The 12,379-nt window shown below is 72.8% G+C and carries 5 protein-coding genes and 1 pseudogene; all 6 read left to right on the top strand.

Annotated features, from left to right (window positions below; genetic code table 11):
- Window positions 1-24: 24 nt before the first annotated feature.
- Window positions 25-1,995: a serine/threonine-protein kinase gene (locus RLT59_RS13920; RefSeq protein WP_311303708.1), complete on the top strand. Its 1,971-nt coding sequence runs from the start codon at window positions 25-27 to the stop codon at window positions 1,993-1,995.
- Between the two features lie 180 nt (window positions 1,996-2,175).
- Window positions 2,176-4,992, top strand: coding sequence for a serine/threonine kinase C-terminal domain-containing protein (locus RLT59_RS13915; protein ID WP_311303707.1), 2,817 nt, complete (start codon window positions 2,176-2,178; stop codon window positions 4,990-4,992).
- 130 nt (window positions 4,993-5,122) lie between these two features.
- A complete protein-coding gene (locus RLT59_RS13910; protein ID WP_311303706.1) occupies window positions 5,123-6,844 on the top strand; it encodes a serine/threonine-protein kinase in 1,722 nt (573 codons plus the stop codon).
- Between the two features lie 313 nt (window positions 6,845-7,157).
- Window positions 7,158-8,586, top strand: a pseudogene (locus RLT59_RS13905) (serine/threonine-protein kinase).
- 153 nt (window positions 8,587-8,739) lie between these two features.
- On the top strand, window positions 8,740-10,368 hold the full coding sequence (locus tag RLT59_RS13900) for a succinic semialdehyde dehydrogenase (protein WP_311303705.1): 1,629 nt from the start codon (window positions 8,740-8,742) through the stop codon (window positions 10,366-10,368).
- A 62-nt stretch (window positions 10,369-10,430) separates the two neighbouring features.
- Window positions 10,431-12,272, top strand: coding sequence for a GMC family oxidoreductase N-terminal domain-containing protein (locus tag RLT59_RS13895; protein ID WP_311303704.1), 1,842 nt, complete (start codon window positions 10,431-10,433; stop codon window positions 12,270-12,272).
- Window positions 12,273-12,379: the final 107 nt, after the last annotated feature.

Below are 12,379 nucleotides of genomic sequence, written 5' to 3'. Positions count from 1 at the left end.
GCGGGTTGATCGCAGAGGGGACGCATGTCGGAGGCGGAGCAGGCACGGGAGCCCCAACGGGACAAGGACGGGCGTCTCCTTGCGGGGCGCTACCGGCTCGGGGAGGTGCTCGGCCGGGGCGGTATGGGCACGGTCCACCGCGCCGTCGACGAGACGTTGGGCCGCACGGTCGCGGTCAAGGAACTGCGGTTCCCGACAGCCATCGACGACGACGAGAAGCGCCGTCTCATCACGCGTACGCTGCGCGAGGCGAAGGCGATCGCCCGGATTCGCAACAACGGCGCGGTCACGGTCTACGACGTGGTCGACGAGGACGACCGGCCGTGGATCGTCATGGAACTCATCGAGGGCAAGTCGCTGGCTGAGGCGGTGCGCGAGGACGGTGTCCTGACGCCGAGACGGGCCGCCGAGGTGGGCCTGGCCATACTCGACGTGCTGCGCTCCGCACACCGCGAGGGCATCCTGCACCGTGACGTGAAGCCGTCCAACGTGCTGATCGCGGAGGACGGCCGGGTCGTCCTGACCGACTTCGGGATCGCCCAGGTGGAGGGCGACCCCTCCGTCACCTCCACGGGCATGCTCGTCGGCGCACCCTCGTACATCTCGCCGGAGCGGGCCCGCGGGCACAAGCCGGGCCCGCCGGCCGACCTGTGGTCGCTCGGCGGACTGCTCTACGCGAGCGTCGAGGGCTGCCCGCCCTACGACAAGGGCTCCGCGATCGCGACCCTGACCGCGGTGATGACCGAGCCGCTCGACCCGCCGAAGAACGCGGGTCCGCTGGAAGAGGTCATCTACGGTCTGCTCGCCCGGGACCCCGAGCAGCGGCTCGACGACGCCGGTGCGCGCGCCCTGCTCAACGACGTGATCAACGCCCCCGAGCAGTCGGACGCCCCGGTGCCGCCGGCCGACGCCACCCAGGTGATGGCGCTGCCCAAGGTGCCCGCCCCCGCGAAGCCCGCCTCGAAGAGCGGCGAACCGGGCGAGGGCACCCGCGACCGGCTGCGGGGCGCGCTGCGCTCCGCCCGGAACGCGAAGGCCGCGCCCGTCGCCGCGACCCCCGCGGCCCCGGCCGCCGCACCGGCCCGGCCCGCCACGGCACCCGCCACGGCACCCGCCACGGCCACGGCGTCCGCCTCCGGGGCCGTACCGCCGCCGCGTCCGGCCACCACCGCCCCGCCCGCCCCGCCCCGGGCGTCGCTCACGGACGTGGTGCCGCGCCGCACCCTGGCGATCATCGCGGCCGTCATCGTGCTCGCGGTGCTCGGCACGATCCTCGCGCTCTCGCTGGGCGGCGACGATACCGGCAAGGACAACGCGGGCAAGGGCAAGGACGGCACCTCGGCCTCGGCCGGCGCCTCGACAGCGGGCTCCTCCGCCGGAACCGGCGGCACGGAACAGGGCGGCGGCAGCGGCAAGGACCAGGACAAGGGCCAGGACGGGAACGACGGTCAGGGCAAGGGCAAGGACGACTCCGGAAAGGACGACTCCGGCAAGGGCTCGGACGACTCCGAAGGCGGCGCGGACGGCAAGGGCGCGCTGCCCGCCGGGTACAAGTGGGTCACCGACAAGCGGTTCCACTTCACCATGGCGATGCCCGAGGGATTCGAGCGCAACTCCATCGCGGGCAGCAATTCCGGCGGCATCTACAACATCGACAAGGGCTTCCCGCGCGTCCAGATCGACTACAACAACTCGCCGGGCGCCGACGCGGCCGCCGCCTGGAACGGGTTGAAGGGCGCGGTTGCCGGGAGCAGCAGCGGGTACCAGCACCTGGGTATCAAGAAGGTCGAGTACAACGGGTACCCGACCGTCGCGGACTGGCAGTTCGAGCGCAACGAGAACGGGCAGCGCAGCCGGATACTGAACCGGGGCTTCAAGGTCGACGCGAGGCGCGGCTACTCGATCATGATCAGCTGCAAGGTCGACGAGTGGGACGGCAAGGCATGCAAGACGCTGCGGGAGACCGCGTTCGACACGTTCAAGCCGCTCGACTGAGGACGGCTGCCGGGCCGGGTTGCGCAGACCCTGCCGCGCGGCCGCCCGTTGCCACGTATTGTGAGAGCCCGAAGACCGTACGCAGCCGAAACCGTGTGTCAATTGCACGGTAAGTGACCACAATTGGTTGGTTCGGTGTGGTCTGTGTGACCGGGGGACAGCGCGCTCTGGGGAGGCGTCGTGGACGACTACGCGGGTCGGGTGCTTGCCGACCGCTACCGCCTTCCGCTGCCCCCGTCCGACGCGTACGAACTGGTGGAAACCCGGGCGTTCGACACCTATAGCGGGCAGGAAGTCCTGGTCCGGCAGGTGCCGTTACCAGAAGTCGTGGACGCGGAGGTGCTCGACGCCGACGGCCTGCCCGCACCGGCCCGGCTGACCGGCGGGCGCACGGTGCGGCGGTCCACCGATCCGGCGGTCCGGCGCGCGATCGAGGCCGCCCAGGCGGCGGCCCAGGTGCCCGACCACCCCCGGCTCGACCAGGTCTTCGACGTGTTCGCCGAGGCGGGATCGCTCTGGATAGTGAGTGAACTGGTCGCGGCCCGGCCGCTGGCGGCGCTGCTCGCGGAGCGCCCGCTCAATCCGTACCGGGCGGCGGAGATCGGCTCCGACGTCCTGACGGCGCTGCGCGTGCTGCACGCCCACGGCTGGACCCACCGCAACATCACCGTGCGCACCGTGCTCGTCTGCGACGACGGACGCGTCGTGCTGACCGGTCTGGCGGCCGGGGCGGCGGAGGAGGCCCTCTGCGGCTACGTACCGGTGCCGTGCCAGGACGACGCGGAGGAGGACGGGGAGTACGGCGGCCCCGCCGTGGAGTCGGGGCCCACCGGCCCGTACGTCCCGCCGACGGCCGAACAGGCGCCGGAGACCGGGTACGAGAACGACTACGAGAACGACTACGAGAACGATCACGAGGACGGTTACGCGACCCCGTCCGGCCCCGACGGTCCGCCCGAGGTGCCCGGTTCGCGCGGCCCCGCGGCCATCGAGTCCGGTCCGCACACGGGCGGTTCCGGGTATCCGTACGGCGCCGCAGAGCTGGAGTCCGTACGCCGCCCGCCGCCGCAGCCCCTCCCCGCTCCCCAGCCCGGCAGCGCCGCCCAGGCGCGGGCCGCGCGTGCGGGCGCCATCGCCGCGTACCGCGCGGGGGCCCGCGCCGCCGCCGCACGCGTCAGCGAGGAGGAACGCCGTGCCGGTAACGAAGAGGCGCGGGACACCGGCGTGCTGCCGGTCCAGCGTGAAGGCGCCGGCCCGGCCGGTCCGCGGCTGCCCGACCCGCTGGCCGACGACTACGCGTACGACTACGGCAACAACGCCGTCCCGTACGACGACGAGTACGACGACCAGGACGCCCCGTACGGCGAGGACGGTGACGGCGGCGACGGCGGTCAGGCGCCGCCCCGGCGGCTGCATCTGACCGGCTCCTGGGACGACGGCCCCGGCGCCGGACGCCCGGTCCCGGCCGGCGGCTCCAGCGAGGACGCCCTGCGGGCCGACTCCCGCCGCCAGGGCACCAGCCCGGCCGTCGTCCGCCCCACGCAGCCCGCCGCCAGGGCCGGGGAGTCCGGGGCGGCCGCTCCGGGCGGCTGGGACGAGATCGTCGCCGGGAACCGCGACACCTCCGCCTACCGGGGCCCCGCCACCACCCTCGCCGCCGAGCGGGCACGGCAGGCCCGGATCGCCGTCGTCGGCGCGGTCACCGAGCGCTGGGCGCCCGAGCAGGCCGGACCGGTCCACGAGAACTGGCAGCTCGCACCGCCCATCGGCCCCTCCACCGACCTCTGGGCACTGGGCGCGCTGCTCTACCGCGCCGTCCAGGGCCACGCCCCGTACCCGGAGGAGAACGCCGCCGAGCTCGTCCAGATGGTCTGCGGTGAGCCGCCCGCCTTCGCGGAGGAGTGCGGCGCGCTGCGGCCCGTCGTCGAATCGCTGCTGCGGCAGGACCCGACCGAGCGGCCGGACTTCGAGGAGCTGCGCGGCTGGCTGCGCTCCCTCGTGCGCTCCGCGCCCGAGCCCGAGGCCGGTCTCGACGTGGTGCCGCTGCCGTCCGTGGACGAGGCCAAGCTGCCCGTCGTACGCCGCCGGGGCGAGCTCGTCCGCAAGCGCAGAGGCCGCCGGGGCGGCGCCGCGCACGGCCGCCACCGCCAGTCCAGGGGGCGGACGGAGGCGGAGCCGGTCCACGCGGAGCCGCGCGAACCCCGGGCCGTCAGGCCGCCGCGCGAGCCCAAGGGCCCCAAGGCGCTGCGCACCCCGCCGCGCCCGCAGCAGGACGGGCGGCCCGCGCCGCGACGGCTCGGCCGGCTGCTGCTCGTACTGATCCTGCTGGCGCTGGTCGCGGCGATCGTGTACGCCGTGAAGTTCATGCCCAAGTCGGATTCGCAGTCCGGCGCGGGCGCCAGTCCGTCCCGTACGGCGACCGGATCGCCGGAGCCGGGCTCCGCCCGCCCGAGCGGTTCCGGTGAACCGGCCGGGTCCGCGCCGCCCCCGGCCGAGTCGGCCGGGAAGCAGAAGCCGCAGACCAGCCGGTCCGCCGTCGCGCTGCCGTCCGGCTATGTGCTGCGCAAGGACGGCGAGGGCTTCGAGGTCGGGGTGCCCAAGGGGTGGCAGCGCAGCCCCGCCAACACGGAGCGCCAGGTCCACTACGGCAGCGACGGCTTCACCCTGCTGATCGTCCCCGGCCGCGACACCGTCAAGGCGAACGGCGCCGACCCGCTCGGTTACCAGCGCGACAAGGAACCCGAGTTGAAGCCCTTCCGGGACTCCAGCTGGTCGTCCGCGAGCGGGCTGCGCCGAATAGACGTCGGCCGACAGGCCATGGCGGAGGGTCAGTTCACCTGGCAGGACAGCTCCGGCCGGGAGGTGTACGTACGCAACCTCGCGATGATCGTCAAGGGCCGTTACCACATCCTCCAGGTCATCGGCCCGGAGAGCCAGCGCGACAAGGTTTCGGACATCTACCAACAAGCCATCGCTTCCTACCGCGTGACGCCCTGATACCTGACGGGACCCCAGAGCGACCGGATGACGCGACAAGCATCACAGTGCGATCTCGTGAGCGGTGCGAGGTTCCGTGGCCGCACCTCCCCTCCGTAACCTGTCATCCGAAGGAACGGGGCAGGGATACGTGGATCGATCACAGGGCACGGATGCGGGACTGTTGCTGGCCGGGCGATACCGGCTCGGTGAAGTCCTCGGGCGCGGCGGCATGGGCAAGGTCTGGAGAGCCCACGACGAGGTGCTGCACCGCACCGTCGCCGTCAAGGAGCTGACCGCCGGGCTGTACGTCGCGGAGGCGGACCGGGTGGTGCTGCACGCCCGTACGCAGAAGGAGGCCCGCGCCGCCGCCCGCATCACGCACCCGGGCGTGGTCACCGTCCATGACGTCATCGAGTACGACAACCGGCCGTGGATCGTCATGCAGTACGTCGACGGCCCGTCACTCGCCGACGCCGCCGAGGAATCCGGCCCGCTGGTGCCGCGCGAGGCCGCCAGGATCGGCCTCCACGTGCTGGGCGCGCTGCGCGCCGCCCACAGCGCCGGGGTGCTGCACCGCGATGTGAAGCCGGGCAACGTGCTGCTCGCCCGGGACGGCCGGGTGCTGCTCACCGACTTCGGGATAGCGGCGATAGAGGGCGACTCGACCATCACCAGGACCGGTGAGCTGGTCGGGTCCATCGACTACCTGGCGCCCGAGCGGGTCCGCGGCGGCGATCCCGGTCCCGCGTCCGACCTGTGGTCGCTGGGCGCCACGCTGTTCACCGCGGTCGAGGGCAGCTCGCCGTTCCGGCGCACCTCCCCGATATCCACCATGCAGGCCGTCGTCGCGGAGGAACCCCCGGTGCCCGTCAGGGCCGGGGCGCTGGGCCCCGTCATCACGGCGCTGCTCCGCAAGGAGCCGGACGACCGGCCGTCGGCCGCTGAGGCCGAGCGGATGCTGCTGGAGGCCATGGAGGGGCGCCAGCCCCGGGCGGCCCAGGAGTTCGTCCCGACGCAGCACGTGCCGGAGGAGGCCCTGCGCGCGATGGGCCCCGGCGGCGCGACCGGCTCCACGGCCCAGCTCCCGCACCCCGGCGCCACGGGGCAGCTGCCGCACCCGGGCGGCGCGGGCCGGCCGCACCACCCCGGCGCCGTACCGCCCGCCGGGCCCGCCCCGGCGACCCGGCGCGGCCGGGCCCGGTGGCGTACGGCCCTGCTGGTGCTCGCCCTGGCGGCGCTGCTCGGCGTCGGCGGGGGGATCGCCGCGATGAAGTACCGCGACCGCCCGGACACCGGCACCGCGAGCGGCGGCGCCGCCGACCCGGGCACCGGTTCCCAGGACCCGGCTCCCGACAAGTCCTCGCCGGGCCCCTCCGAGAAGCCGGGCCCGAAGCCGGACCCCACGCTGAAGGACGTACCGGCCGGCTGGCACCGGGTCCAGGACCCGGAGGGGTTCAAGCTCCTCGTACCGGACGGCTGGGAGCGCCGGAAGAACGGCGCGAACATCGACTACACCCCGGACGGCGGGAAGCGCTACCTCCGGATCAGCATCGACCAGAACCCCGACTTCGAGAGCTCGTACCTGCACATGCAGAACATGGAGCCGGGCCTGCGGAAGCGGCTGCCGCAGTACCGGGGCCTGGCCCTGCGCGCCAACTTCTACCGTGACCACCCCGGATCGCTCTGGGAGTTCACCTGGACCGAGAACAGCGGCGAGCAGCGGCACGCCATCGACCAGATGTACTACGCGGACGACGGCGGGCCGGAGTACGCGCTGTACATGACGGGTCCGGCGGCGGACTGGGACACCACCCGGAAGCAGTTCGACACCATGCTGCGCGGCTGGCGCGCGCCGGGGGACACCGGCTGACGACCGGGACCGGCCACGCCTGATCGGGGTCGGGGCCGGGGCCGGGGCCGGAGCCGTCCGCGACCGGACTGTCACGGGTCTGTCATCGCTCAACCGTCACCGTGGTGACCTGACTTGTCCTCCGGGAGGATGTACGTATGACGGGGGACAGCGGGAAGAGCCCACCAGCTACGCGCTCAGGCCGCCGCACGCGCCGCCGCCCTCCTCCGGGCCGCCTACCGAGCGGGTCCCGCCGGCACGGGTCCCGGACCAGGGCGCGGGCCGTCTCCTCGACGGCCGCTACCGGCTCGTCGGCCGGCTCGGTGACGGCGGGATGGGCACCGTCTGGCGCGCCCACGACGAGGTCGTCGAACGGGATGTCGCGGTCAAGGAGCCCCGGCTCCCGGACCACCTGGGCGCGCGCGAGCGCGAGGTGGCGCCCCTGCGGATGCAGCGCGAGGCGCGGGCGGCCGCCCGGATCGACCACCCCTCGGTCGTCACCGTCCACGACGTGGTCATCGAGGACGCCAAGCCGTGGATCGTGATGGAGCTGGTGCGCGGCCAGTCGCTGGCCGACCTGCTCCAGGACGGCACCCTCGACCCGCGCGAGGCGTCGAGGATCGGCCTCGCCGTGCTGGGCGCGCTGATCGCCGCCCACGGCGCGGGCGTGCTGCACCGCGACGTCAAACCGGCCAACGTGCTGCTGGGACGCGGGGATCGGGTCGTCCTCACCGACTTCGGCATCGCGCAGGTGGAGGGCGAGGAGACGCTGACCGGGACCGGCGCGTTCGTCGGCTCGCCGGAGTACATCGCCCCGGAACGGGCACTGGGGCAGCGTCCGGGGCCCGAGTCCGACCTCTGGTCGCTGGGGGGTGGTGCTGTACGCCTCGGTGGAGGGTGTCTCCCCGTACCGCCGCTCGCACACCCCGGCCACGCTCCAGGCCGTCCTGTCCGCCGAGCCGCAGATGCCGGCCCGGGGCACGGGCGCCTTCGGCACGCTGGTGATGCAGCTGCTGCGCAAGAACCCCTCGGCGCGGCCCTCGGCTGCCGAGGCCCGTCAGACCCTGGAGTCCCTCGCCTCCGCTCCGGCCGGCACCCGGCTCGTGGGCGGTGCCCGCAGCGGGACCTGGAACGGCTGGCTGCCTCCGGTGCTGCACGGCAACCGGCGGGCCCTGTACGGCTTCGGCGGCGGTCTGCTCGTCCTCGTCCTCGCACTGGTGCTGATCCTGGTCAACCCGTTCACGGGCGGCGGGCTGCCGGACGGCTGGCAGGTCAGGCCGGAGAACGAGGTGCTCAAGGCGGATGTGACGGTCCCGGGGGAGTACCAGCGCAACGAGCAGAGCGACTCCGGGCTGGTCTGGTTCAGGGACCCAGGCGGCGTCTTCGACATCGACTTCTGGCACCGGGCGCACGATCCCAGCGACGCGAACGACCGGCCGGCGGACGCCACCGCGCTCAAGAAGTTCTACGAGGGCGGCGGCAGCGACGGCGACGAGATGACGGACGTGTCCGTCACGTACAAGAGGATCACCCACCAGGGCCGTGCGGGCTTCGACAGCACCGTCGACTACGTGCCCTCCTCCGCCGCCGACGAGGAGGACCCGCTGCGCCGTCGCTACCACGAGCTGTGGATTCCCGGCCCGACGAAGAAGTCGGCGTACTGGCAGATCCGGGTCGAGATGCCCGGCGCGGGCCAGGCGGCCAAGGACGGCGAGAAGATTTTCGAACAGGTGGCTAAGGGGCTGGAGATCCGCTCCTCCTGACCAGCGGCCCAGGAGATAGCCCCTGATCAGCGGTTACGTAGCCAGTGGACACTGGCTCGATCGGCGGGTCCTCGCGGAGGGCTCTTGTGGGGACTGTGAAAAGCCGTTACCCACGGGTACCCAAAGCATCCGGCTGGACGTACTCTCGCCCTCATGACGGACTCGCAGGCCTCCACGCCCACCTCCGCCGCCGCTGTCGGCACCAACCCGGTGGCCGCGGCGCCCGCGGGCGTGCGCACGGCCGCCGACGTCGTGACCCCCGAGGTGATCGCCCAGCTGACCCGTGGCGTCGCCGGCTCCGGCCGTACGGCCAACCACACCCCGTTCACCGGGGAGAAGCTGGCCGACCTGCCGGAGTCCACCCCCGAGGATGTGGCCGCCGCCTTCGAGCGGGCCCGCGCCGCCCAGCCCGCCTGGGCGGCGACGCCCGTCCGGGCCAGGGCCGCCGTGCTGCTGCGCTTCCACGACCTGGTGCTCGGCCGCCAGTCCGAGGTCCTCGACCTCATCCAGCTGGAGACCGGCAAGGCCCGCCTGCACGCCCACGAGGAGGTGCAGGCCGTCGCCGTCGCCGCCCGGCACTACGGCCGCAAGGCCGGCTCGTATCTGAAGCCGAAGCGGCACACCGGGGTCGTACCGACCCTCACCAAGGTCACCGAGCTGCGTCAGCCGCGCGGTGTCGTCGGCCAGATCGCGCCGTGGAACTACCCCTTCGAGCTGTCCGTCGGTGACGCGCTGCCCGCGTTCGTCTCCGGCAACGCCGTCGTGATGAAGCCCGACACGGAGACCGCGCTGACCGCGCTGTGGGCCCGTGACCTGCTGATCGAGGCCGGGCTGCCCGCGGAGGTGTTCCAGGTCGTGCTGGGTGACGGACCGGTGGTCGGCCCCGAGGTCGTCAAGCACGCCGACTACGTCTCGTTCACCGGCTCCACCCGCACCGGCCGCGAGGTCGCCCAGGGCGCCGCCGCCCGGCTCGTCGGGGTGTCGCTGGAGCTCGGCGGCAAGAACGCCATGCTGGTCCTGAAGGACGCCGACGTCGAGAAGGCCGCCGCGGGCGCCGTCCGGGCCTGCTTCTCCTCCGCCGGCCAGCTCTGCATCTCCATCGAGCGGCTGTACGTGCACGAGTCGGTCGCCGACGACTTCGTGGAGCGGTTCGCCGCCCGCACGAAGGCGATGCGGCTCGGCAACTCCCTCGCCTACGGGGCCGACATGGGCTCGCTGGTCGGTGAACGCCAGCTGGAGACCGTCAGCCGGCATGTCGCGGAGGCCGTCGAGAAGGGTGCCGAGCTGGTGGCCGGCGGCGTCGCCCGCCCCGACATCGGCCCGCTGTTCTACGAACCGACCATCCTGGACGGCGTCGAGGCGCCGATGGCCGTCTGCACGGAGGAGACCTTCGGACCGGTCGTCTCCATCTACCGCTTCAGCGACGAGGACGAGGTCATCGGTCTCGCCAACGCCACCCCGTACGGCCTCAACTCCAGTGTCTGGACCAAGGACGGCAGGCGCGGCCACGCCGTCGCCGCCCGGCTGCGGACCGGCACGGTCAACATCAACGAGGGCTACGCCCCCGCGTACGGCAGCGTGCAGTCCCCGATGGGCGGCATGAAGGAATCCGGTCTCGGCCGCCGGCACGGCTCCGAGGGCATCCTCAAGTACACCGAGGCCCAGACGGTCGCCCAGCAGCGGCTGATCCCGCTCGCCCCGTCCTTCGGGATGGACGACGAGAAGTACGCGGCGTTCATGAGCCGCAGCCTGAAGGCGATGAAGGCCTTCCGCCTGCGCTGACCCGGCCGCCCGCCCCCCCGCACCACCTCAGCGTTTCTGTCCTTTTCGTACGGAGGAGTGCCATGTCCCAGGACAGCCCTGCCCGGAATCAGGCCGGACCCGGCGGTGCGGCGGAGGACGACGCCGCGTACGACTACGACGTACTGGTCGTCGGTTCTGGCTTCGGCGGCGCGGTGTCGGCCCTGCGGCTGAGCGAGAAGGGCTACCGGGTCGGCGTCCTGGAGGCCGGTCGCCGGTTCACCCCCGCCACCCTGCCCAAGAACTCCTGGGACCTGAAGAACTACCTCTGGGCCCCCGCCCTCGGGCTCTTCGGTATCCAGCGGGTGCATCTGCTCGGCAAGGCGATGGTGCTGGCCGGCGCGGGGGTCGGCGGCGGTTCGCTGAACTACGCCAACACGCTGTACGTGCCCCCGGCGCCGTTCTTCGAGGACCGCCAGTGGGCGGGTATCACCGACTGGCAGGACGAGCTGAAGCCGTACTACGACCAGGCCACCCGGATGCTCGGGGTCCGGCTCAACCCGACGACGACCCCCTCCGACGTCCACCTCAAGGCGGCCGCGGAGGCGATGGGCGTCGGGGACACCTTCCATCTCGCCCCGGTCGGCGTCTTCTTCGGTGACGGCAAGGACGCCGACGGTGCGGCGCGGGCCAAGCCCGGCGGCACGGTCGCGGACCCGTACTTCGGCGGCGCGGGACCGGCCCGCAAGGCCTGCACCGAGTGCGGCGAGTGCATGACGGGCTGCCGGCACGGCGCGAAGAACACCCTCAACGAGAACTACCTCCACCTCGCGGAGAAGGCCGGAGCGGTCATCCACCCGATGACCTCCGTCGTCGCGGTCACCGACCACCCGGAGGGCGGCTACCGCGTCACCACCGTGCCCACGGACCGCCGCCGGAAGGCGAAGCCCACCCGGCTGCGCGCCCGCCAGGTGGTCGTGGCGGCGGGCACGTACGGCACCCAGACCCTGCTGCACACGATGAAGGACCGGGGACTGCTGCCCCGCATCTCGTCCCGACTCGGTGAGCTGACCCGGACCAACTCCGAGGGGCTCGTGGGGGCGCAGGCCTCCGACCGGCGCTACCGGAAGAAGCACGGTACCAAGGCCGACTTCACCAGGGGCGTCGCCATCACCTCCTCGATCCACCCCGACGAGAACACCCACATCGAACCGGTCCGCTACGGCAAGGGATCCAACGCGATGGGCGGGCTGACCATCCTCCAGGTCCCCTACAGCACCCACCGGGTGCTCGGCTGGCTCGGCAGCATGGCCAGGCACCCGGCGCTCGCCATGCGCTCGCTCTCCAACCGGCGCTGGTCGGAGCGGACGATCATAGGGCTCGTCATGCAGTCGCTGGACAACTCCCTGACCGCCTACCGCAAGCCGGGCGGCATAGGAAAGGGCCTGCTCACCGCTCGGCAGGGGCACGGCGCGCCCAACCCGACCCAGATCGCGGAGGCCACCCGCGGCGCGACGCTGCTCGCGGAGGAGATCAACGGCTTCGCGGGCTCCAACATCGGTGAGCTGATGGGCACCCCGCTCACCGCGCACTTCCTCGGCGGCTGCCCGATCGGCGCGAGTGCGGAGGACGGGGTGATCGACGCCTACCACCGGCTGTACGGGCACCCGGGCATCTCGGTGGTCGACGGTTCCGCGGTCTCCGCCAACCTCGGGGTCAACCCGTCGCTCACGATCACCGCGCAGGCGGAGCGGGCCATGTCGTTCTGGCCGAACAAGGGGGAGCGGGATCCCCGCCCGGCTGCGGGAGAGCCGTACGAGCGGCTGGCGGCGGTCGAACCGCAGGCGCCGGCCGTCCCGGCGGAGGCCTTCGGCGCGCTCAGGCTGCCGTTCCTGGGGATGCCCGCGATGCCGTCGAAGAAGACCGGGAAGGCCGGGAAGTCCTGACCCGGGACAGCAGAAGGGGCTGCACCCCCCTCCGAGTGCAGCCCCTCATGCTCTACCGGTGAAGCCGAGTTACGGAAGTGACCGGTGGTTCCGCATGCATGACCTGC

It is taken from the genome of Streptomyces sp. ITFR-6, assembly GCF_031844725.1.
GTDB lineage: Bacteria > Actinomycetota > Actinomycetes > Streptomycetales > Streptomycetaceae > Streptomyces.
Note: the sequence above shows the minus strand (reverse complement) of the source record. Positions and strands in the feature narration are given on the sequence as shown.

Bases quoted from the DNA above. Each gene is read 5' to 3' on its own strand.
- RLT59_RS13920 (WP_311303708.1), top strand. From the start codon at position 25: ATGTCGGAGGCGGAGCAGGCACGGGAGCCCCAACGGGACAAGGACGGG.
- RLT59_RS13900 (WP_311303705.1), top strand. From the start codon at position 8,740: ATGACGGACTCGCAGGCCTCCACGCCCACCTCCGCCGCCGCTGTCGGC.
- RLT59_RS13895 (WP_311303704.1), top strand. From the start codon at position 10,431: ATGTCCCAGGACAGCCCTGCCCGGAATCAGGCCGGACCCGGCGGTGCG.